At 61.4% G+C, this 21,494-nt stretch carries 16 protein-coding genes; 7 read left to right on the top strand and 9 right to left on the bottom strand.

Features of this window, described 5'->3' with window-relative positions; genetic code table 11:
* Positions 1–16: 16 nt before the first annotated feature.
* On the bottom strand, positions 17–1,381 hold the full coding sequence (locus tag H3V09_RS04030; RefSeq protein ID WP_198191023.1) for an alpha/beta hydrolase: 1,365 nt from the start codon (positions 1,379–1,381) through the stop codon (positions 17–19).
* A gap of 219 nt (positions 1,382–1,600) precedes the next feature.
* On the opposite strand from H3V09_RS04030, the gene H3V09_RS04025 reads away from it, so the two are divergent.
* Positions 1,601–2,521 carry a metal ABC transporter solute-binding protein, Zn/Mn family gene (locus H3V09_RS04025; RefSeq protein WP_198191022.1) on the top strand — a complete coding sequence of 307 codons (921 nt, stop codon included), beginning with the start codon at positions 1,601–1,603 and terminating at the stop codon, positions 2,519–2,521.
* Between the two features lie 126 nt (positions 2,522–2,647).
* Positions 2,648–4,795, top strand: a complete 2,148-nt coding sequence (locus H3V09_RS04020) for a sulfatase-like hydrolase/transferase (RefSeq protein ID WP_198191021.1) — start codon at positions 2,648–2,650, stop codon at positions 4,793–4,795.
* Here H3V09_RS04020 and purD read toward each other — a convergent pair.
* The 6 genes from purD to purT all read right to left on the bottom strand — a co-directional run bounded on the left by purD (position 4,792) and on the right by purT (position 14,696).
* Positions 4,792–6,063 carry a phosphoribosylamine--glycine ligase gene (purD, locus tag H3V09_RS04015; protein WP_198191020.1) on the bottom strand — a complete coding sequence of 424 codons (1,272 nt, stop codon included), beginning with the start codon at positions 6,061–6,063 and terminating at the stop codon, positions 4,792–4,794. The two genes, H3V09_RS04020 and purD, sit on opposite strands and share 4 nt — an antisense overlap.
* Positions 6,064–6,081: 18 nt before the next feature.
* Positions 6,082–7,131, bottom strand: a complete 1,050-nt coding sequence (gene purM, locus H3V09_RS04010; protein WP_198191019.1) for a phosphoribosylformylglycinamidine cyclo-ligase — start codon at positions 7,129–7,131, stop codon at positions 6,082–6,084.
* Between the two features lie 45 nt (positions 7,132–7,176).
* Positions 7,177–8,682: an amidophosphoribosyltransferase gene (purF, locus tag H3V09_RS04005; RefSeq protein WP_198191018.1), complete on the bottom strand. Its 1,506-nt coding sequence runs from the start codon at positions 8,680–8,682 to the stop codon at positions 7,177–7,179.
* A gap of 17 nt (positions 8,683–8,699) precedes the next feature.
* Positions 8,700–12,479, bottom strand: coding sequence for a phosphoribosylformylglycinamidine synthase (locus H3V09_RS04000; RefSeq protein WP_198191137.1), 3,780 nt, complete (start codon positions 12,477–12,479; stop codon positions 8,700–8,702).
* 79 nt (positions 12,480–12,558) lie between these two features.
* The gene (gene purC / locus H3V09_RS03995) at positions 12,559–13,311 is read right to left on the bottom strand and encodes a phosphoribosylaminoimidazolesuccinocarboxamide synthase (RefSeq protein WP_198191017.1); all 753 of its coding nucleotides are present in this window, start codon (positions 13,309–13,311) and stop codon (positions 12,559–12,561) included.
* A 77-nt stretch (positions 13,312–13,388) separates the two neighbouring features.
* Complete coding sequence (gene purT, locus H3V09_RS03990) at positions 13,389–14,696, bottom strand: formate-dependent phosphoribosylglycinamide formyltransferase (protein WP_415873496.1); 1,308 nt, start codon at positions 14,694–14,696, stop codon at positions 13,389–13,391.
* Between the two features lie 135 nt (positions 14,697–14,831).
* On the opposite strand from purT, the gene H3V09_RS03985 reads away from it, so the two are divergent.
* From H3V09_RS03985 to H3V09_RS03965, 5 genes are all read left to right on the top strand, one after another.
* Positions 14,832–15,884 (top strand): methionine ABC transporter ATP-binding protein, encoded by a 1,053-nt coding sequence (locus H3V09_RS03985; RefSeq protein ID WP_198191015.1) that lies wholly within the window; start codon positions 14,832–14,834, stop codon positions 15,882–15,884.
* On the top strand, positions 15,881–16,561 hold the full coding sequence (locus tag H3V09_RS03980; protein WP_045935580.1) for a methionine ABC transporter permease: 681 nt from the start codon (positions 15,881–15,883) through the stop codon (positions 16,559–16,561). The genes H3V09_RS03985 and H3V09_RS03980 overlap by 4 nt, the downstream gene beginning before the upstream one ends.
* Positions 16,562–16,586: 25 nt before the next feature.
* Positions 16,587–17,468, top strand: a complete 882-nt coding sequence (locus tag H3V09_RS03975) for a MetQ/NlpA family ABC transporter substrate-binding protein (protein WP_198191014.1) — start codon at positions 16,587–16,589, stop codon at positions 17,466–17,468.
* Positions 17,469–17,501: 33 nt separating this feature from the next.
* The gene (locus H3V09_RS03970) at positions 17,502–18,365 is read left to right on the top strand and encodes a MetQ/NlpA family ABC transporter substrate-binding protein (RefSeq protein ID WP_198191013.1); all 864 of its coding nucleotides are present in this window, start codon (positions 17,502–17,504) and stop codon (positions 18,363–18,365) included.
* A gap of 90 nt (positions 18,366–18,455) precedes the next feature.
* Positions 18,456–19,628: a glycosyltransferase gene (locus tag H3V09_RS03965; RefSeq protein ID WP_198191012.1), complete on the top strand. Its 1,173-nt coding sequence runs from the start codon at positions 18,456–18,458 to the stop codon at positions 19,626–19,628.
* Between the two features lie 12 nt (positions 19,629–19,640).
* On the opposite strand, the gene H3V09_RS03960 is transcribed toward H3V09_RS03965, so the two are convergent.
* Both H3V09_RS03960 and H3V09_RS03955 read right to left on the bottom strand, forming a co-directional pair.
* Entirely contained in the window at positions 19,641–20,417 is a 777-nt protein-coding gene (locus tag H3V09_RS03960) for an ABC transporter permease (RefSeq protein ID WP_198191011.1), read from the bottom strand.
* Complete coding sequence (locus H3V09_RS03955; protein ID WP_198191010.1) at positions 20,414–21,343, bottom strand: ABC transporter ATP-binding protein; 930 nt, start codon at positions 21,341–21,343, stop codon at positions 20,414–20,416. Before H3V09_RS03955 ends, H3V09_RS03960 begins: the two co-directional genes overlap by 4 nt.
* Positions 21,344–21,494 lie beyond the last annotated feature (151 nt).

The raw sequence follows: 21,494 nt of genomic DNA, 5'->3' as shown, positions 1-21,494 counted from the left end.
TTGGTCTGTCGGCGGTTCAGTCGATGCTGGTTTCGATAATGTTCGGAAAATCTGCAAGCGGCCGGGACATTGGCCCTAGTCCCATGGCTTCGCCCATCCACTCCAGCCCGGGTTCCCAGGCGGTCTTGACTGTGTGCCAGTCATGGCCCGAGCCCTGGGTGACGACGGCCTGCACCTTCATGCCTGCCTGGGTGGCGGCCTTGGCAATGACCATCATATTGTGCTGGGACTCCTTATCGTTGGATCCGGCTGCAGTGAACAGGCGCTGGCGGGAGGGTGCCCGCTCCAGCATGGCCCTGGCTGGGACCTGGGCCAGAAAGCGTCTTTTGTCGCCGCCGAAGTAGTCGCGGATCATCTGCTCTTGCCGACCCTGGGTCGGTTCTAGCTCTCCGTCGGCCGGGAGCATGTTCCCGTAGACGTCGGGATGCCGTGCCCCAAGCTGGGTAGAGCAGGTCCCGCCCTGGGAGAATCCGCCTATGGCCCATTGTTGGGGCTGGTCGGCGACGGGCAGCTCTGTGCGGATCCAGGCAGGTACGTCCTTGCTTAGGTAGGTTTCCGCCTTCCCGTAGACCGGGGAGTCCACGCACAGGCTGTTGTGGGAGGAGGACCCGTTCTGGTCGGGGGAGACCACCACTGGCGCCAGGCCCTCGTGCCGGGCAGCATAGGCATCCATCATGGCCGGAATGGCTCCAGCCGTGAAGAGCCGGTCGGGGCTGCCGGGCTGGCCGGCCAGAAGAACGAATACAGGTAGTGCAGGCGGTCTGTCGCTCAAGGCGGCGGGCGGCAGGTAGACATCAGCTGGCCGGGCCGCGAACCGGGAGCGCCCGTTGGGGATGAGCATGCTGTAGGAGCGGCCGGCACTCGGATGCGAGGGCAGTTCGCCCTTAGATGCCAGGGATCGCCACTGGGCCACGCTCATGGCCGGTCTGGCTGCCTTGTGGTCTCGGTAATCAGGGTAGAGGGAGACGCTGAACAGGGACCCCAGGGTGGTGAATTCGCCGTAGATGATATCCACGCGAAGCCCGGTGGAAAGCAGACAAAGCAGGACGGTCAGTGCGGCCAGGATCCGGCGCCACCCCCGGGCGGTGATCAGGATGCAGACGGCGAACCCCACGGCAAGAAAGCCCAAGGCCACGCTGATGATAACCATCCAACCCAGGGAGACACCGAAGAGCATGAAGACATCGGAGACCAGCCAGGTGGCCAGCAGTCCCAAGGCTCCTATGCCCAGGGCAATGGCCGCCTGCCGCAGCAGGGTCCGCCAGCGTCCGTGTGTCAGTCCGGTCAGCGTCAGCACGATCAGGGCCAAGGCCGTCAATGCAAACAGTGACGCAGGCAGCCACCCCTGGGTCAGATGGACCTTTGCCAGCCATGCACCCATGCCATTCCTTCCAAGGAAAATACATCCGCAGTTCAGTATAAGGAGTGTTCGGGCTCACGGAGACTATTTAGGCAGGCATTCATTCTTGACAGGACCGAATCCCCGGATCCCGGTCACGGGTTCGTCTATGGTAGATTTATTGATAATCAATCTCAGTAATGTTCGGCAGGTACGGCAACAGGCCCATATCGCGCCGCCGCCAGGAAGGAATCCCCATCCATGCACACCAGCTGTACACGCTTCCGTCGGACTCGAACCTTGGCCGCAGGCCTGCTGGTCGGACTGACCCTGCTGACATGTCTGACTGGCTGCGGGAAGAGCGAATCATCCTCGTCAGCTGCAAAGTCCAGCACTCTGCAAGTGGTGACCAGCATCAATCAGTGGCAGTCCCTGGCCGTGGACCTGGGAGGCGACCAGGCTCGGGTGGATACTATTCTGAGCAACACCTCCACTGATGCCCATGACTATGAGCCGACAACGGCAGACATCGCCCGGATCAGCCGCGCAGATCTGGTCATAGTCAACGGGGCCGGAATTGACGACTGGGCAGCCAAGGCCGCTGAAACCGGGCAGGCCCGGCTGGTGGACATATCCAAGGCATCAGGGCACAAGGCCGGAGACAATCCCCATCTCTGGTTTTCCTCCCAGAGCAGGAGAGCGGCTGCCAAGGCTGTGCATGAGGCCTACCGGCAGCTGCGCCCAGGTCGCGGGACCGACTTTGACAAGGCCTACCAGGACTGGCAGGGTCGACAGGCCCGGCTGGACGATCTGATTGTCAAAGCGCGCAAGCAGACCCAGGGCCGGCACTATGCGGCCACGGAATCGGCTGCCTACTATCTCTGTCATGATCTGGGCATGGAGGATCTGACCCCAGAGGGGTACCTGCGGGCGGCCGCCAACGAAAGCGAACCCTCGCCGGAGGACCTGGTGGCCTTCCGCCATTTGCTGGTATCCAGCCAGTTGGACATGTTGGTGCTCAACACCCAGGAAGTCAACCGAACATCCAAGGATCTGGCCATTGAGGCCCGTAAAGTCCATGTGCCGGTGTTCGAAGTCAGCGAGCAGCGCCCCGATAAGTACCGGAACCTGGAGGATTGGATCAGCGCCCTGGTCCAGCAGGTGCCGGGCGCCAAGGCCTGACGGGTCCACTTCCTCTTCATGTTCGCTAAGGGGTGTTTTCACGGGGCTTGTCGCCCTTGATGGGAACAATGGCACAGGTATCGGTAAAGGCCCATGGGGCCCAGTCGCCAAAGTCAGGAGTAAGCGGTGAAGGATCGTAAGCGTCAGCCCGGCCGGTGGACATCCTGGGTGCAGAACATGACCGGACGTCTTCGGGTGCGTGGGTGGATCTACCTGCTCGCCTTCATCCTGATTGACTTCCTGTCAGTGGGCATCCTGCAGTGGGGGGTCTCCCTGAACAGCTCCCGGGTAGAGCTTTCCAACCCGCTGATCGGCTTCTGGGGCTTCATCTCGGCCATGTGGACCCAGCGTCGGTTCGTCCTGGTGCTCAACATGCTGGCTGTGGGCCTGGTCTATCTGGCTCTGGCCTACCTGACCAATCGATTCTGGGCGGCATCAGGGCTGATCCTGGCCATCTGCGCGGTCATTGCAGTCATCGAACGTTTCAAGGTGCGTGCACGGTATGAGGCCGTTCTGCCCTCGGATTTGGATTTCCTCCATGCCGATGCGGCCAACCTGCTCACCTTCCTGCCGGCACGGTCCCTGCTTATGATCGGGTTGGGAGTCGTGGCCCTGGTCATTCTCGGAGTGCTCTGCTGGTTGGTGACACGGATGGATGCCCGTCGCGGCCGTCCGGTGGCCACTGGCAACAAGCCCCTGGGCGCAGGACTGCGCACGGTGGGGGTCCTGGTCCCGATCCTGGTGGTGGCACTGTTCATGTCCACTGTGGGCACCTATGGCAGCCCCGCCTATCGCTTCTCGCAGTTCATGGGCGACATACCCTCCATGTGGGACTCGGTCTATGACGCCCAGCGTAACGGGGTCTTCGTGTCCTTCTCTCGGCAACTGCGGCCCAAGGTCATGGACCAGCCCGCAGGATACAGCCGTGCCACCATGCAGTCTCTAGCCCGCCGCTACCAGCGTTCTGCGGACCGCATCAACCGTGACCGCAAGTCCTATATGAATGAGTCGAGCCTGGTCTACATCCTCTCTGAGTCGTTCTCTGATCCCACGCGGGTGCCAGGCGTCGCACTCAACCAGGACCCCATGCCCCACATCAGATCCATCAAGGAGGGCACAACCAGCGGACTCATGCTCTCCTCAGGCTACGGCGGCGGCACGGCCAATCTGGAGTTCCAGGCCATGACTGGCTTGTCCATGGCCAACTTCGATCCCTCGCTGACATCCCCCTATCAGCAGGTCATCCCTCACTTGAGCTGGATACCCACGGTCAACCAGGCCTGGGGATCGCCATCCAAGTCTCTGGCCTTCCATCCCTATGAGTCCTCCATGTATTCCAGGGCCGAAAACTATAAGAAGTTCGGCTTCTCGCACTTCTACTCGCTGACCGGCCCTGACCAGATAGCCCACCAGGACCGCATCGACCGCAGCCAGTATGTGGGGGATCGCTCCGCCTATGATTCCGCCCTGGAGCAGATGGGTGACGACAAGGGCAACCAGTTCGTCGAGGTCATCACCATGCAGAACCACATGCCCTACAACGACTGGTATGACGACAACAACTTCTCGGTCGACTCCTCCGACCCCGACAGGCCTCTAGGCGACGATGAGATGCAATCCATCCGCACCTACGCCAAGGGGGTCAGTCTGACCGATCAGGCCACTGCCGATTTCCTGAACAGTCTGGACTCCCAGAGCAAGCCGGTCACTGTGGTCTTCTACGGGGATCACCTGCCAGGCATCTATGGCACGGCCAGCTGGGACGAGCGCAACTCCCTGGCCCTGCATCTGACCGACTACTTCATCTGGTCCAACAAGGCCTCGGATTCCTCGGGAGCACAGGTCAGCAACAGCGCCTACTCCTCGCCCAACTTCTTCCAGGCCCAGGCGGCCGAGCACATGGGTGCCAAGGTTTCGCCTTTCACAGCCTTCCTGACCGAGCTGCATGAAAAGATCAGCGCCATTGAGCCTCCGGTGGCCAACCAGATCCAGGACTGGAACAGGATCCCGGCAGGGCAGACCAACTATCTGGATGCCCAGGGCCAGCCCATGAACGCCCGTGATTTCGACCGGGCCACCCGGCAGCTCCTGAACGACTACAAACTGATTCAGTACGACATCATGGCAGGCAAGCACTACCTGCAGGGAACCGGCTTCACCACCACGCCGACCCGCCGTTCGGATGCCGCCCGGCAGAAGGCCAAGGAGCAAGCCCGCCAGAAGGAGCAAAACCAGGATAAGGACAGCGAGGGCTCGACCAGTTCGGCCAATTAGGCTTCCAGGCCGTGGTGGCCGATGTCGTGCCGATAGAAGAGGCCGGGCATCGACAATCCATCCAGCCGGTCATAGACTCGGCGGGCTGCCTGGGCCAGGTCGTCGCCTTGGGCCACAACCAGGGCGGTCCTTCCCGAAGAGGATGTCAGACCAGTTGAAGCCGAGCCGGACACTCCGGCATAGTAGGCTCTGAGGTCAGGCTCCGGAGCAATCAAGGGCACGGGCACCCCTGTCTTGGGATTGCTGGGATAGCCCTGGGCTGCCAGGACCACACCCAGGCGGCTGTGGGAGCTGTCCCAGGTGAATTGAGGCTCTCCGCCCTCCATCAGCGTGCGGATGGCCGTGCCCAAATCGCTGGTCAGGGCAGGCAGGACTACCTCTGTTTCCGGGTCTCCCAGTCGTGCGTTGAATTCGATGACCTGAGGGCCCTGGTCGGTGACCATCAATCCCGTGTAGAGAACCCCGGTGAAAGGACTGCCTTCCTGGGCCAGGGCACGGACGGTGGGGGCGACGATGGCATCCAAAGCCTTTTGGGTCAGTTCCGGTCCGAACTGGGGCAGAGGGGAGTAGGCTCCCATGCCGCCGGTGTTGGGGCCCCGATCCCCGTCATAGGCGGGCTTGTGGTCCTGGGACAGTGGCATGGGCCAGAACCGCTCGCCCCGGACGAAGCACATGAGCGAGCACTCCTGACCCACCAGCTGATCCTCGATGACCACCTGGGCTCCGGCCTGCCCGAATTTATGATCGATGAAGATGGCATCCAGGGCCTGCATGGCCTGGTCAAGGTCGGCGGCCACCGTCACGCCCTTGCCGGCTGCCAGCCCGTCAGCTTTGATGACCACCGGTGCGCCGTGCGAGCGCACATAGGCCTTGGCTGTTTCCAGGTCATGGAAGACCGCATAGTCGGCGGTGGGGATCCCATGCCTGCGCATCAGGTCCTTGGCAAAGCCCTTGGATCCCTCGATGCGGGCCGCAGCCTTGGTGGGTCCAAAGGCGGGGATGCCGGCAGCTTGCAGTTCGTCGACCAACCCAGCCGTCAAAGGAGCCTCGGGTCCGACGAAGACCCAGTCGATTCCCAGTTCGCGTATTGCGGCGATCAGTTTTTCAGGCTGCGAGGAATCCTCTTGCAACAGGCTGATGCCGTCCGGCTCCATGCCCGGGTTGCCCGGGGCACACCAGACCCGATCCACTCCTGGCCCAGCCAGCAGGGTGGTGGCGATGACGTGCTCCCTGGCTCCCGACCCGATGACCAGTACCTTGTCCGCCATGATGGGCTCCTCTCGTTATTACTGACGACCGTCTTCGTTAAGGATGACCTGCTGGCCGTTTTGAGCACGTGTCACCCGTCCGATCAGGGTGTAGGACTCCTGCTCCTCATCCAGGACTGCACGGGCCTGGTCCAGCTGGTCAGGGGAGACGACCAGAACCATTCCAATGCCCATGTTGAAGATGTTGTACATCTCCAGATGGTCGACCCTGCCCATCTCCTCGATCATCGTAAAGATGGGCGGCACCTTCCAGGCATTCAGGTTGAAGCTGGCCGCCAGCCCCTCGGGCAGAATCCGGGGCACCTTCTCCACGAAGCCGCCTCCGGTGATGTGTGCAGCGCCCCTGAGCAGGCTGGAGGTGAAGAGCGGGCGCAGGGCCTTAACGTAGATTCGGGTGGGTGTCAGCAGTTCCTCTCCCAGGGTCCGTCCGGCAAGCTGGTAGGGCCGATCCTCCAGCTTCATGCCTCCCTGGTCCAGCAGGGCCTGGCGAATCAGGGAGAATCCGTTGGAGTGGACTCCTGAGGAGGGCAGGCCGATCAGCTGGTCGCCCTCTTTGATGGCCGAACCGTCCACCAGGGACTCCCGTTCGACCACACCCACGGTGAATCCGGCCAGGTCGTACTCGTCAGGCTGGTACATGTCAGGCATCTCTGCGGTCTCCCCGCCTACCAGGGCGGCCCCGGCCTGGACACAGCCGTCGGCCACGCCCTTGACCACCTGCTCCAGCAGAGCCGGGTCGTTGTGTCCGCAGGCGATGTAGTCCAGGAAGATCAGCGGTTCGGCCCCCTGGGCGATGATGTCATTGACGCACATGGCCACGCAGTCCTGACCGATGGTGTCATGGCGGCCGGCTTCCCGGGCCACCATCAGCTTGGTACCCACGCCGTCAGTGCCCGAAACCAGAACCGGATGGCGGTAATTGAGCGCAGACAGGTCGAAGTCGCCGCCGAAGCCGCCAATGTCTCCGGCGCCCGGCCTATGGGTTCTGGCCGTGTGGGAACGGATTCTGTCGATCAGTTCATATCCGGCCTCCACCGATACCCCGGCCTGCTCATATGCCTTCGGCATGGATGCCCCTTTCTCTGCGCTGCCTGTTCTGCTCTTCGCTAATGCTCATTGGTCTGTTTTCTGCCCCGACCCTGCAGGCATGTCAAGCCCGTAGGATCCCTTGGAGGCCTCCAGACGGGCCCGGTCCTCTGGGGTCAGCGAGGCCAGGAAACCCTGCTCATAGTCGTCAAGTCGCGTGGGATAATCACCGTTGAAGTAGGCTACGCAGAGCCCTTGGTAGGGTGCGTCACGGCCCAGACCGATGGAATCCACCAGACCGTCCAGACTCAGATAGGCCAGGGAGTCGGCCCCGATGGCTTCCCTGATTTGCTCCACGGACTTCTTGGCGGCGATCAGTTCGGAGGTCCGTTGGATGTCGATGCCGTAGTAGCAGGGATACCGCAGGGGCGGGGAGGCAATGCGCATGTGCACCTCGCTCGCCCCGGCCTCCCGAAGTAGACGGACGATTCTGCGCGAGGTGGTGCCTCGAACTATGGAATCGTCGATGACCACCACCCGTTTGCCGGCTACGACGCCTCGTACAGCGGCCAGTTTCATCCTGACACCCTGTTCGCGCATGGCCTGGCTGGGCTGGATGAAGGTGCGTGCCACATACTGGTTCTTGATCAGCCCCATCTCGTTGGGCAGTCCGGCCGTCTCGGCATAGCCTGAGGCTGCGGACAAGGAGGAATTGGGCACTCCGATGACCATATCGGCGTCCACCGGGGCTTCGCGGGCCAGCCTGGCACCCATCCGCTTGCGGGCCGAGTGGACGTTGACTCCATAAATATTGGAGTCGGGCCTGGCGAAGTAGATGAATTCCATGGAGCAGATGGACAGGCAGGTCTGATCGGTATAGCGCTCGATGCTGTAACCCGAGTCGTCCACTCGGACGATTTCGCCGGGGCCGATGTCACGCACCAGCGTGGCGCCGACCAAATCCAGTGCGCAGGTCTCCGAAGCCAGGACGTAGGCCCCTCCTGGCAGCTGGCCCAACGAGAGGGGACGGAAGCCGTTGGGATCCATGGCTCCAATCATGGCATCCTCGGTCATGAGCAGATAGGCGAAGCCGCCATGGACCTGGCGCAGGGCCTGTTTGAGCGCTGCCATGAAGTCCTTTTCAGGACTGCGCCGGATCAGGTGCATGAGCACCTCGGTGTCGGAGTTGGAGTGGAAGATGGCCCCTTGATCCTCCAACTCCGCCTTGAGGCTGTCGCAGTTGGTCAGGTTGCCGTTGTGTGCCAGGGCTATGTCCCCGTCATGAAAGCGGAAGACGAAGGGCTGGATGTTCTCGATGGACCCTGAGCCGGTCGTGGCGTAGCGGACATGGCCAATGGCCCGGTCTCCGGTCAGCGGCGTCAGGCTGGACTCGTCCGGGAAGACCTGAGTCAGTAGGCCCAGGCCCCGCCGTCCGATCAGATGTCCCTGGTCGTTGGAAACGATGCCGGCACCCTCCTGGCCGCGGTGCTGCAGGGCGTGCAGGCCGAAGTAGGTCAGCCGGGCGGCATCGGGGTGGCCCCAGACTCCGAAGATACCGCACTCCTCGTGAATGCCTTCAAGCTCCAACGACATGGTCTATGTCCTTTCCCCTAGGCGGCAAAGTAGTCTACTCCCGACTGGAAGAGCGGCTGCGGGCGGCCTCCGGGCACGTTGAGATACAGGTCGGGGCCGCTGCGTTCCGTGTGGCCCATCTTGCCCAGCACCCGGCCGTCCGGACTGGTGATGGCCTCGACGGCCATGTCGGATCCATTGGGGTTGACCAGCGGGTCCATGGAGGGACGGCCCTGCTCATCTACATACTGGGCGGCCACCTGCCCCCGGTCGATCAGGGTACGCAGGAGGCCAGGCTCGGCCACGAACCGCCCTTCGCCATGGCTGATGGGCATGGTGTGGATGTCGCCCACCCGGCAGGCGCTCAGCCAAGGGGAGCGTGTGGAGCTGATCCGAGTATGGACAAGACGGCTCTGATGGCGGCCGATGGTGTTGGCGGTCAGGGTGGGATCTTCGGGCGACCCAGTGACGATTTTGCCATAAGGGACCAGACCCAGTTTGATCAGCGCCTGGAAGCCGTTGCAGACGCCCAGAACCAGCCCGTCCCGGTCCTGCAAAAGCTCTTGGAGGGCATCGGCGACCTGGTCCGAACGCAGGAAGGATGCCACCAGTTTGGCCGAACCGTCGGGCTCGTCGCCACCGGAGAAGCCTCCGGGCAGCATCAGTATCTGGCTGCTGTGGATGGCCTGGGCCAGGCGGCGGGAACTTTCGGTTACGTCCTCGGCGTTCAGGTTGCGGATGACCACAGTCTCCACCTGGGCTCCAGCGTCCCGGAAGGCCCGTGCAGAGTCGAACTCGCAGTTGGTGCCGGGGAAGACGGGCATGACCACTCTGGGTCGGGCGGTCTTGGCGGTCCCTTTGGTTCTACGCGTTGCTGGCCTGCCATGCTCACGGTCGGTGCGGCCGATGGTCGGCACCGGGCCGCCTTGGCCTCGGTATGGGAAGATGGATTCCAGACCCCTGGCACGGATTTCCTCAAGCTCAGCCAGGTCCAGATCCTCACTGCCACAGCGCAGGTGGTAATCCTCCCGTGTGCGCCCCAGCAGCTGCAAATGCAGACCGGAATCCTGAATGAACAGGGGCTCTGGGCCTGAGGTCTCCAGGATGAAGCTCCCATAGGCCGGACGGAAGAGCGCAGATATGGCAGTGTTTGATGCCAGATTCAGCCCGATTCTGTTGCCCAGGCACATCTCCATCAATGACTGGGCGATGCATCCGTAGCCCGGAGTGGCTGCAGCATCCACCAGGCCCTGGCTGATCAGCGCCTCCACCTGGTCCATGACGGCCCTCAGGTTCTCCGGATCGGGCAGCAATCCGTCCTCCTGATATTCGGGCGTCAAAAGGTAGACCTGCCGGTTCGGAGCCTTGAACTCGGGAGAGACCGCATCCTTGGCTCGCCCCAGGGCCACGGCAAAGCTGATCAGGGTGGGAGGCACGTCCAGGTCCTCGAAGCTGCCGGACATGGAGTCCTTGCCGCCTATGGCACCCACGGAAAGATCCAGCTGGGCCTGGAGGGCACCCAGGACGCCGGCCACTGGCAGGCCCCAGCGTCGGGGGTCGTCGCCGGGCTTGGGGTAGTACTCCTGCAGACTCAGGTGAGCCCGGGAACGGCTGAAGCCAGAGGCCACCAGCTTGGCCAGGCTCTCGACCACTGCCAGATAGGCGCCGGTGTAAGGGTCCTGACTGCTGATCCAGGGGTTGAATCCCCAGGCCATGGCTGAGGCGGTGGTGGTGTGTCCATCCACCGGCAGCTTGGCCACCATGGCCTGGGCCGGAGTCAGCTGTCGGGTTCCGCCGAAGGGCATGAGGACGGTGCCTGCGCCGATGGTGGAGTCGAACTGCTCGGCCAGACCCTGCTGGGAGCAGACGTTGATGTCTGCAAGCAGGGCCCTCATGCGCGCGTCCAGGCTGCCCTGGACCTCGAATGGGGCATGGTAGGGGGCTGGAACCGCCACCTGGGCATCGGCCTCGTGAGGGGCGCCGTTGGAAGCCAGGAAGGATCGGGGGATGTCCACGATGGTCTCTGATCGCCAGGTCATCCGCAGACGGGGTTCTTCGGTGACTTCGGCGATGACGGTGGCCTCGAGGTCCTCCTGCCGGGCGTAGTCGATGAAGGCGGGCGCGTCTTCGGCGGCCAGGGCCACGGCCATGCGCTCCTGGCTCTCGGAGATGGCGATTTCGGTTCCATCCAACCCCTTGTACTTGAGCGGCACCCGGTCCAGGTCCACGTTCAGTCCGTCGGCAAGCTCGCCTACGGCCACGGCGACGCCGCCGGCTCCGAAGTCGTTGCAGCGTTCAATCAGCCTGGCTGCCTCCGGGCGGCGGAAGAGGCGCTGAAGCTTGCGCTCCTCAGGGGCATCGCCCTTCTGCACCTCGGCCCCGCAACGTTCCAGGCTCTCTTCGTTCTGGGACTTGGATGCTCCGGTGGCACCGCCGATTCCATCGCGGCCGGTTCTTCCGCCCACCAGGATGATCAGATCGCCGGGTGCAGGCCGACGGCGGATCACATGGTCGGCCGGGGTGGCTGCCACCACTGCGCCCACCTCCATCCGCTTGGCTGCATAGCCGGGGTGGTAGATCTCCCGAACCTGTCCGGTGGCCAGCCCGATCTGATTGCCATAAGAGGAGTAGCCGTCGGCCGCCTGACGGACTATCCGGCTCTGGGGTAGCTTGCCCGGCAGGGTCTGATTCAGGGGCTGGCGGGGATCCGCTGCCCCGCTGACCCTCATGGCCTGGTAGACGTAACCTCTTCCGGAAAGAGGATCGCGGATGGCTCCGCCGATGCAGGTGGCGGCACCGCCGAAAGGCTCGATCTCGGTGGGGTGATTATGCGTTTCGTTTTTGAAGAGAAAGAGCCAGTCCTGATCCTGGCCGTCCACGTCGACCTTGGTCCGGATAGTGCAGGCGTTGACCTCTTCGGACTGGTCCACATCGTTCAGGATGCCTCGCTTCTGTAAGTACTTGGCTCCGATGGTGGCCATGTCCATCAGGCATTCCGGTCGGTCCTGGCGGCCCAGCTCTTCGCGGATTGCCCGGTAACGTTCCAGCGTGGCGCGGGCTCGGGGATTGTCTGCCTTAATTCGCTCCAGCTTGGTATTGAAGGTGGTGTGCCGGCAGTGGTCGGACCAGTAGGTGTCGATCACTTTGAGCTCGGTCAGCGTGGGGTCTCGCTTTTCCTGACGGTAGTGGTCCTGGCAGAAGCGGACATCCGGCAGATCCATGGCCAGATCCAGCTTGTCGATCAGCGCTTCGAGTCCAGGATTGGCCAAATCGCGAAATCCGTCCAACACGGGCACTGGATCAGGATCCTCGTCAGGCATGGCCAGGGTCTTGGGCTGCTCCAGCCCTACCACCCGTGAGTCGACTGGATTGACCAGGTAATTGCGGACGGCTTTGATCTGCTCGGCATCCAAATCGCCTTCTAGCAGATAGACGGTGGCCGTGGCAACCAAGGGGCGGGCGCCCTGCCCGACCAGCTGAACACATTGGGCTGCGGAATCGGCTCGCTGATCGAACTGACCAGGCAGGGGGGCCACGGCGAAAAGCTTGGGGGAATCCAGCGGCGGCAGGTTCTCGTCACCCTTCATACGCAGGGCCTGCTCCAGTCGGGTGGCCACCAGATCGGTCTGGGGCTGGGCGAAGACCGTGGGCAGGCAACGTTTGAAGAGGTCTTCGTCGATTCCCTCCAGATCGTAACGGTTGATTATGCGCAGGCCGGTCAGCCCTTGCACGCCCGGCAGGGTGCGCAGCTGTTCGGCAAGCCTGTCGGCGGCCTGGTCGAAGCCACGCTTTTTCTCGGTATAGACACGGAAGAGCACAATGGATCCTTTCGCGATGGACTGGTTGGGGACCAATGAAAAACCCGGAGGCGATATGCTCGCTTCCGGGTCGACCGATTCAGCTGTTCGATTGGCTTTCGCGCTCCTCCAATTCGGTAAGCCCATCCAGAATGGTTTGATAAGCCGGAATGATGCTGCCCAGGTCCCTGCGGAAGATGTCCTTGTCCAAGTGGGTGACATGGCCGTCATGATTGTTGCCAATCGCCCAGAGCCTGCAGGTGTCGGGGGTGATCTCGTCGCCGAGAAGGATGATGCCCGAACTGGTCTTGCCCATTTCGATCTTGAAGTCCACCAGCTCCACGTTGATGGCGCGGAAGATGCCGGTCAGCGCCCCGTTGATCTCCCGGGTCTTAGCGGCGATGATGTCCAGATCCTGCTCAGTGGCCAATCCCAGGGCCAGAATGTCGTCCCTGTTGATAAACGGATCATCCAGAGGATCGGACTTGTAGAAGAATTCCAGCACAGGCTGCTTTAAGGCGGTGCCTTCCGCAACCCCGTACCGTTGGGCGAAGGAGCCAGCGGCCCGGTTGCGCATGACAATCTCCAGGGGGAACATGTCCAGCCGACGGTTGAGCTGTTCGGTGTCCGAGATGCTGCGTACGAAGTGGCTGGGTATGCCCCGGCGGGCCAACAGGGAGAATATCACCGTGGTGATCCTGTTGTTCAGTCTGGCCTTGCCTTCGATATTGGCCTTCTTGGCCCCGTTCCCCGCGGTGGCCTGGTCAGTGTACTCAACCCAGAGTATGTCTGGATCATCCGTCTCGTACAGTTTCTTGGCTTTGCCTTGATAGCGCATTCCCAACTTTTCCACTGTTCGCCTTCCTCGAGTTTGTTGCGAATTGGAAACTTCTGCACTGCTTGGGACACGACCACCATAGCAAGCCCGGGTTACATCCCCGCGCCCACCCGGGGTTTCAGATCTTTGACCACGGCTTCGGCACGTTCGGTGGCGGTCTGCAGGTCAGGACCCAGGGCCAGGACCACGCCCATGCGACGCTGACCATGTACTTCCGGCTTGGAGAAGATGCGCAGATCAGTGCCTGGGTGATCCAGGGCCTGCGGCAAACCTTGGAAGCTGACCGGTCCCTGGCCCTTGACCAGGATGGGACGGCTGACCGCGCATGTCCCCTCCGGCAGACTCAGGGCCAGATCCTCCTGGTGGACTGGAACGCCCAGGACGGCTCGGGCGTGAAGGTCGAACTCGGTCAGCCGCTGGGAGATCATGGTCACCATGCCGGTGTCGTGGGGGCGCGGCGCTACCTCGTTGAAGAGCAGCGAACCGTCGCGCAGAACAAAGATCTCCACTCCGTAAATACCCCAACCGGTCTCGCCGCTTTGGCGGGCCAGGGAGGTCATGGCCTCAACCAGCCGGGTGGCCATGTTCCTGGCCTGCTGCAAGATCTCGGGATTGAGCTCCGCCGGTTGCCAGGAGAGCCGGTAGTCCCCGTCCTCCTGCCGTTGGCCTATGGGCGTGCAGGTGGCAACGCCGGCAGAGGAAGCCACGGTCAGAACGGTCAGCTCATGGGCCAGGGGGGCCAGAGCCTCCACGATGACTTCGGCTTTGCCTTGATGTTTGGTGGCTGCCCGGCCCTGGGTCAACGCAGAATTCCAGGCTTGCGGCAAGTCCTCCTTGTTCCGTACCAGGGTCTGTCCGTGGCCGGAGGAGCTCATCAGTGGTTTGACCATGCATGGGTAGCCAACCTGGTCCGCCGCGCTGGCCAGTTCTTCGGGGGAGTCGGCGAATCGGTAGGGGGTAGTAGGCAGGCCCACCTGCTCGTGAGCGAAGACGCGCAGAGCCCGGCGGTCCATGCACATGGCCGCCAGGGGGGCGGCAGGCACCACCTGGATGCCCCGGGCCGCGGCACCGACCAGGCGGTCTGTGGCGATGGCCTCCACTTCAGGCACGATCAAATCGGGCTGGACCTTGTCGATCAGGTCCTCCAGGGCCTGCGGATCGCTCATCTTCACCTGATAGCCGGCATGAGCCACCTGGGTGGCCGGTGCGCCGGGATATGAGTCCGCCGCACCCACCCAAGCTCCCAGCCGCATAAGGCTGATGGCAATCTCGCGGCCGAGTTCGCCGGCCCCTAAGAGAAGGACTCGTGTGGGTCTTGGACCCAGAGGAGAGCCGAACGGTCGCTCCCCAGGATTGATAGTATTGATAATCCGCTGCTGACCGGATGCGCTCATACCCATATTCTGCCACCGACCCGTAGACCAAGCAGGTGAATTATCGATACATGCCTATAAACGACATCTATAGAGGCCTGCTTGTCCACTGGCCGCCGGGACGATTACCATGTCATCCAGTCGACCAGGGAAGGCGGGAACGTGAGCGAGCGGACACCGGCGGTGCGGATGGAGCACCTGACCAAGACCTATCACAGCGACGACGACGAAGACAAGACGGCCCTGGCCGATATCGATCTGACCGTCGAGACTGGGGATATTTTTGGCATCATCGGACTGAGCGGGGCGGGCAAGTCCACCCTGGTCCGCTGCATCAACGGGCTGGAGGATTATGACTCAGGCAGCGTCAAGGTTCGTGGCCGCGAGGTCAAGGATCTGGCTCCGGCCGAGCTGAGGGACTTGAGGCGTCGTACGGGCATGATCTTCCAGCACTTCAACCTGATGCCCTCCAGGACGGTGGCTGACAATGTCGGCCTTCCTTTGCGGGGGAGCGGTCGCGACCGTGCATCTCGACGGGTCCGGGTGTCCGAGCTTCTGGAATTGGTGGGACTGACCGAGCTGGCTGACCATTATCCCGCTGAGCTCTCCGGCGGCCAGCAGCAACGGGTGGCCATCGCCCGAGCCCTGGCCAACGAGCCGGATATCCTGCTCAGCGACGAGGCCACCAGCGCACTGGACCCGACCACCACGCGCTCCATTCTTCAACTGCTGCGTGATTTGCATGACCAACTGGACATCACTGTGGTCATGATCACCCACGAGATGTCGGTCATCAGGCAGATCTGCAACCGGGTGGCGGTCATCGATAAGGGCGTCATCGTGGAGCAGGGCAGGGTCTTCGACGTCTTTGCAGACCCCAAGGCCCAGCTGACCAAGTCCTTCGTTGCCACCACCTCCAACCTGGACAAGGTCAAGGATCTGATGGCCGCCGATTCGCCTCTGGTGGCCCTTGAACCCGGGCAGATCCTCATGCGCATGTCCTATGTCTCCAAGGAGGTCTCCGAGGCCCTGGTCTCCACCATCAGCCGTCGCTACAACCTGGACGTCAACATCATCTTCGGCGACATCGATGTGGTGGAGGGAGCGCCCCTGGGCGGACTGGTGGTCAGGATGGGCGGCGACCCTGAAAACATCCGCCAGGCCATGGAATACCTGCGCTCTCGCAACATCGGAATCGAGGTTCTCAAGTCATGACGTCCCTGCTTACCACCTGGTTCCCCAATGTCATGAGCCGGCTGCCGGAGTTCTTCAGCAGCATGGTTCAGACCCTGGTCATGGTCGGCGTCTCCGGGGTGATTTCCTTCCTGTTTGCTCTGGTCATCGGGGTGGGGCTGATCATCAGCCGACGTGACGGCATCCGCCACAACGGCCTGGTCTTCACCATCCTGGACAAACTGATCGACCTCTTCCGCTCCATCCCCTTCATCATTCTGGCTGCGGCCCTGGTGCCGGTGACCAGGATGCTCATGGGCACGGCCATCGGGCCCAAGGGGGCGATTTTCCCGCTGGTTGTAGGCATCACTCCCTTCTTCTCCCGGCAGATCGAGTCGGCCCTTGCTGGTCTGGACCCCGGGTATGTTGAGGCGGCGGAATCCATGGGCATGACCACCTGGCAGATCATCTGGCACGTCTACCTGCGTGAGGGCATCCCCTCAATCATCAGGGTGACCACCATCACCATCGTCAGCTTGGTGGGCGAGACCGCCACCGTGGGCATCGTGGGCGGCGGCGGTCTAGGTGACTTTGCCATCCGTCTGGGCTACCAGCGATCCATGAACGACGTGACCATCGCCACCATCATCGTGCTGGTCATCTTCATAGCCCTGATCGAACTGTTCGGCCGGCTTCTGGCCGAGGTCGTCGAACACTGAGCAACCGGGGAAAGGTCAGATTATCGTGGTCGGTCGTAGTCGCGTCGGCAAAAAGAACAGAGCCAAGATCCAGCTGGCGGCGCTCAGTCTGGTCATCGTCCTCCTGCTGGCGCTGGTGGTCGGTACCGATGTCCGTCTGAACCAAGTCGGCGCCGATGTCAAGGTCGTCAAGGTCGGCGTCATCGGCAGTTCGGACGATCAGATATGGAAGGCCGTCCAGGCAGAGCTGAATCGGCGGGGCGAGCATATCAGGATCGAACTCAAGCCCTTCCAGGATGCCATCTACGTCAACCAGGCCACAGCTAACCGCGAGGTGGACTTCAACGCCGCCCAGCATTACGCCTACCTGGAGGACGATGTGAAAACCAACCACTACCAGCTGGCCGTGCTTGGTAATACTTACATCTCGCCCATGAACCTCTACTCGCAGCGCTATGCCAAGCCCTCGCAGTTCCAGGACGGCGACAGGGTGGCCATCCCCAACAATGCCACCAACATGGGCCGGGCACTGAAGGTCCTGGCCGATGCCAAGCTGATCGGTCTGCGCGACCCCAAGGCCACCAACCCGTTGCCCGAGGACGTAGTGGACAATCCCAAGCATCTGCACATCGAACAGGTGGACCCGGCCGGTATCCTCAACCTGCTGCCCGACTACGCAGGTGGGGTCACCAATGCCAACTTTGTGGTCGATGCAGGTCGCAGCGTGCACGATGCCATTCACGAGGTTCCCTACGATCTGCAGAACCCGGCCAACAAGCCTTATATCAACATCATCGTCACCACCAAGGATCAGCGGGACAACCCCACCTACGCCGCTGTGGTGCGCGCCTATCATTCCAAGCCCGTAGCCGACACCATCGTCCGTGTCTACAAGGGCGCCTGCCTGCCGGCATTCAAGGTTTCCTGATGCGATAGGTTCCAGCAATGAAGGAGGACGGATATGAGCACCAGAAGAACCAGGGCCAAGCGAGAGCTGGCGGCTGTCTCGGTCGTCATCCTGGTGGTCGCCGTCCTGATGGGCGTGGCCTATGTCAAGGTCAACCAGCCCGAACGTGGCCAGCGAGAGATCAGCATCGGCCTGGTGGGTGATGCCGATGAGGAAATCTGGAAGGCCGTTCAGCACGAACTGGACCAGCGCCGGGCAGGCATAAAAATCAAGCTCCGGTCCTTCCAATACGGGCGTTACGCCAATCAGGCGCTGGCCAATGGGGAGATCGACCTGAACGCCTTCCAGCACTACGCCTTTCTGGAGCAGGAGTCCAAGCAGCACGGGTATCGGTTTGCCGCCATCGGCGACACCTACATTTCACCGCTCAACCTTTACTCAAAGAAATACCGGAGCATCGACCAGATAGGGCATGGTGAGCGGCTGGCCATTCCCAGCGATCCCATCGACCTGGGCCGCTCCCTGAAGGTGCTTGCCAGCGCCGGGCTGATCGGCCTGCGAGACCCCAAGGCCACCACGCCGGTTCCCGAAGACATCGTCGACAACCCGCGTGGGCTGGTCCTGGACCAGGTCGACCCACCGGGAATCGTCAAGGTCCTGCCTGACTATGCGGCCGGCATCACCAACACCAATTTCATCCTGGATGCCGGCATGAAGATCCAGGATGCCATTTACCAGGTGCCCGGCGATCTCAAATCGCCAGCCAATCACCCCTATGTCAACATCATCGTGGCCAGGCAGGCTGACAAGAACGACCCCGCATACAAGGCTCTGGTCTCCGCCTACCACAGCCGATATGTGGCTGACGCCATCAACCGCTACTACCGTGGGGCAGCCGTCCCGGCCTTCTCCTACTAATATTGGGTGCAATTAGTGGGTGCAATCGGGTCGTCGCCCTGTCTTGGTCCGGCCCAAGGCTGCTAATGATGAACAGCGAAGGGAACGCTGATGAGAGGTCATGATCGCCTGACGCTGGCCCTGGTCCTGGACTCTTTTGGCAACAGGGGCAACGGGACATCCAGTTCCGCCATCCAATACGCCCAAGGTCTGGAGGCGCTGGGGCACCGGGTCCGTCTGGTGGGGGTGGGGTCGGCCGACTATCCGGCACGGGTGCATCGCATTCCTTTGGTCTCCGCAGTGGCGGCCAGGCAACAGATGAGCTTCGCTTGTGCTGATCCGGATCTCTTCCGAAGAGCCTTTGCCGGTGTGGATCTGGTTCATATTTACGAACCTTTCGCCTTCGGCCGCGCCGCCCTGTCCCAAGCTAGATCCATGGGCATACCGGTGACAGCCGGCTTTCACATTCAGCCTGAGAACATCACCTATTCCTCTGGCCCATTGCGCTACCTGCCCGGGGTGGATGCGGCCATTTACAGGCTGTTTCGGTTCTGGCTCTACGACCATGTCAGGCACATCCACGTTCCCACCCAGCTGACGGCCGACCTGCTGCGCTCGCATGGGTACAAGGCCTGCCTGCACGTCATATCCAACGGGTACCAGCCCAGGTTCAACCCTGGTGACCGATATGAGCGGGACCGATATGAGCGGCAGCGATCCCGTCGGCTGATCCAAGTCGTGGCCTCTGGCAGGCTGGCCCGGGAAAAGGACCATCTGACTTTGATCCGTGCCTTGGCTCTGTGCAGGAACAGACGCAGGATCCGTCTGACCATAGCTGGTACAGGACCTATGGAGCACCGACTGAAGGCAGAAGCCGCCCGGCAGCTGGACGGCATGCAGGTCTCTATTGGATTCCATCAGAACGCGACCATGCCCGATCTGCTCAGGCAGGCCGACCTGCTGGTTCATCCATCAATAGCGGATCTGGAATCGGTCAGCGTCCTGGAGGGGATGGCCTGCGGCGCAGTCCCGGTTATCGCCCGATCCATCCTGAGCGCCGCCGGTCATTTCGCCTTGACGCAGCATTCGCTCTTCCCGGTCGGCAAGGCTCAGGCGCTAGCTTCGCAAATCGACTGGTGGGTAGACCATCCTGATGCCCTTGCAGTCTGGTCCAGTCGCTATGCCGAACATACCAAGGAACATTACTCACTGGATGCCTCCGTCAAGGCCTTTGCCCATATGGCCGTGCAGGCCGTCAGCGATCAGGAGCCGGGCCGGGTATAGGCTTGACCTGGCTTAGATCTCCTGCTTGGATATGATCAGAGCCGATCCGAAGATGGCCACCAGGACCACGCCTGCGGATACTCCGGCGTAGATCCAGGCCTGATCGGCCTTCAGAGTGTTAAGGATGATCTGTTCGCCGAACCCGACGAAGTCGAGGTATTTCAGCCAGTTCAATTTAAAGGCATACTCCACGAGGCCGATCAGCATGGGCCATATCACGATCACCACCGCTGGGATGACCAGGGATTTGGTAAGGATCAAGAGGATAATGCCTAGGCTGATGATGACGGAGATGCAGAAGCTGACCGATAGGGTCATGACTGCCACATCCTTGCATAGGATGCCCCAACCGGCTCCAGGCTTCCTTCCTAGGGCCAGTCCGGTGATCAGGATGGTGATGAAGTAGCACAGGGTTAGGAGGATGATGTCGATCAGGATAGTTGCGTACTTGCCGAGGATGAACTGTATGCGCGAGATGCCCGATGTCAGCGTGTTCTTCAGAGTGTGCTGGCTGTATTCCGCACCAATGACAATGACGAAGACCGCGATGTAAAAGTAGATTAGAGACGAGGCGGAGGCGACACCTGCTTGCAGGCCTGTCCTAATGGTCCAGCTTTGCCCTGCGATTTCCGACAGTTTATGAGCGTATTCTTCGCCTCCGGTGGTGATTCCCATAGTGCTCTTGCGCCATGTGGTCACTATGCCGAGTGCCATAGTGGCAATGAGCAGAATCAGCATGCCGATGGAACGTCGCTGCCTGTAAAAGTCGGCCCTGATCTGGTTAATCATTGTTTCCTCGACTCTTGAGAATCCTTGTTGAGCAGATCTGTGAAATATTCCTCCAACGATCCCTTCTGCTGGCTGATTTGATTGACCAGGATGCCTTCCTGAACCAGAAGTCTGTTGATGGGGCCCGGCTCCAGGTTCTCCTGCCTGATCAGAATCTGATGGTCGTCAAGGACTTGGAAGGGGCCGATTCCCCGGCGATCCAGGATCATAGCGGCCCTGGAGCTCTGGTCCACGTCTATCAACAGTCCATTTTGATTGATCCGGTCCAGTTCATCCTTGTTTACTTCCTTGATCAGGCGACCGTGGCTGATGAACCCGAACCGGGAGGAGACCAGATAGAGTTCGCTCAGAATGTGACTGGAGATGAGGATGGTCGTCCGGCGCTCCTTGTTGAGCCTGTCCAGGAGTGTTCTGAATTCCATGATTCCTCCCGGGTCCAGGCCGTTGATGGGTTCGTCCAGAATCAGGAAATCGGGTCGGGTGAGGATGGCCATGGCCAACCCCAGGCGCTGACGCTGGCCCAGAGAGAGGTGACCGGCACGAGTCTTGGCCTTTTCGTTCAGGCCGACGAAGTCGATGGTCTGAGCGATGGCCTTGTCGTCGGTCAGCCCGTGCTGGATGGCTGTCAGTTCCATGTTCTGGCTGACGGTGAGTTTTTTAAAGGCGGCCGGAGCCTCAATGATCGAGCCTATTCTGCTTAGTATCCGGCTGTCCTTGCCAATTGTGTGCCCCATCAGCCTTATGGTTCCCTCCTGGATGGGGGAGAGCCCGGTGATCAGACGCATAAGAGTGGTTTTGCCGGCGCCGTTCTCACCAATCAGCCCGTAGACCTCGCCCTTGTTTATGGAAAGGCTGACATCGTCCAGTGCCTGAAAGCGTCCGAACCGTTTGCTGGCATGGCTGATATCCAGAATGGTATCGTCCATGGGGTTCCTTTCTCTATGTCGCTATCAGAGAATCTAAAGTGCCTTTCTTAATTGCATGGCTAAGAAATCATTAAGAATTGCATAAATCCGTTTGGGGCGAGACCGGCCTCGTTAGGTGGCTTCAGTAACATGAGAGTGACCTGCGAAAGGA

Source organism: Bifidobacterium sp. M0399 (assembly GCF_016100595.1).
GTDB classification, from domain to species: domain Bacteria; phylum Actinomycetota; class Actinomycetes; order Actinomycetales; family Bifidobacteriaceae; genus Bombiscardovia; species Bombiscardovia polysaccharolytica.
The sequence above is the reverse complement of the archived record's forward strand: the minus strand, read 5'-3'. Positions and strand labels throughout refer to the sequence as shown.

Coding starts and splice junctions, on each gene's coding strand:
- H3V09_RS04030 (WP_198191023.1), bottom strand. CDS start 1,381: ATGGGTGCATGGCTGGCAAAGGTCCATCTGACCCAGGGGTGGCTGCCT.
- H3V09_RS04025 (WP_198191022.1), top strand. CDS start 1,601: ATGCACACCAGCTGTACACGCTTCCGTCGGACTCGAACCTTGGCCGCA.
- purD (WP_198191020.1), bottom strand. CDS start 6,063: ATGGCGGACAAGGTACTGGTCATCGGGTCGGGAGCCAGGGAGCACGTC.
- purM (WP_198191019.1), bottom strand. CDS start 7,131: ATGCCGAAGGCATATGAGCAGGCCGGGGTATCGGTGGAGGCCGGATAT.
- purF (WP_198191018.1), bottom strand. CDS start 8,682: ATGTCGTTGGAGCTTGAAGGCATTCACGAGGAGTGCGGTATCTTCGGA.
- purT (WP_415873496.1), bottom strand. CDS start 14,696: ATGGGTATGAGCGCATCCGGTCAGCAGCGGATTATCAATACTATCAAT.
- H3V09_RS03980 (WP_045935580.1), top strand. CDS start 15,881: ATGACGTCCCTGCTTACCACCTGGTTCCCCAATGTCATGAGCCGGCTG.
- H3V09_RS03970 (WP_198191013.1), top strand. CDS start 17,502: ATGAGCACCAGAAGAACCAGGGCCAAGCGAGAGCTGGCGGCTGTCTCG.
- H3V09_RS03965 (WP_198191012.1), top strand. CDS start 18,456: ATGAGAGGTCATGATCGCCTGACGCTGGCCCTGGTCCTGGACTCTTTT.
- H3V09_RS03960 (WP_198191011.1), bottom strand. CDS start 20,417: ATGATTAACCAGATCAGGGCCGACTTTTACAGGCAGCGACGTTCCATC.
- H3V09_RS03955 (WP_198191010.1), bottom strand. CDS start 21,343: ATGGACGATACCATTCTGGATATCAGCCATGCCAGCAAACGGTTCGGA.